Source organism: Thiomicrorhabdus heinhorstiae (assembly GCF_013391765.2).
Lineage (GTDB): Bacteria > Pseudomonadota > Gammaproteobacteria > Thiomicrospirales > Thiomicrospiraceae > Thiomicrorhabdus > Thiomicrorhabdus heinhorstiae.
The window spans coordinates 1-442 of sequence record NZ_JACBGI020000066.1; the positions used below are offsets into that span (position 1 = coordinate 1).

The 442-nt window shown below is 53.6% G+C and carries 3 tRNA genes; all 3 read left to right on the forward strand.

From position 1 onward, the window contains the following. Window positions 1–33: 33 nt before the first annotated feature. The 3 genes from H8792_RS12385 to H8792_RS12395 all read left to right on the forward strand — a co-directional run bounded on the left by H8792_RS12385 (window position 34) and on the right by H8792_RS12395 (window position 361). Window positions 34–110 (forward strand) — tRNA-Arg (locus H8792_RS12385). A gap of 32 nt (window positions 111–142) precedes the next feature. After that, window positions 143–218 (forward strand) — tRNA-His (locus H8792_RS12390). 58 nt (window positions 219–276) lie between these two features. Next, window positions 277–361 (forward strand) — tRNA-Leu (locus H8792_RS12395). Window positions 362–442: the final 81 nt, after the last annotated feature.

Consider the following 442-nt stretch of genomic DNA (forward strand, 5'->3'; position numbering starts at 1 on the left):
GTTTGTAGTCCTCCAAGAGTACAGATTAATCAGGCGCCCGTAGCTCAGCTGGATAGAGCATCCGCCTTCTAAGCGGATGGTCGCAGGTTCGAGTCCTGCCGGGTGCGCCATTAGGCAGCTTTGGCACAAGTAGCGCAAGATGGTGGGCGTAGCTCAGTTGGTAGAGCACGGGATTGTGACTCCCGTTGTCGAGGGTTCGATCCCCTTCGTCCACCCCATATTTCAAAAGGCGCCAGATTTAACGGTCTGGCGCCTTTGTTTTAAAAGTTTCAAGCCGCGGATGTGGTGGAATTGGTAGACACACTGGATTTAGGTTCCAGCGCCGCGAGGCGTAAGAGTTCGAGTCTCTTCATCCGCACCAAATAGAGCGTCACCCTTGCCATGGGCTAGGTTGGGGCTTAACAGAGAAGGCAATTGGCTTCTTTGTCACGCAATATGGTGG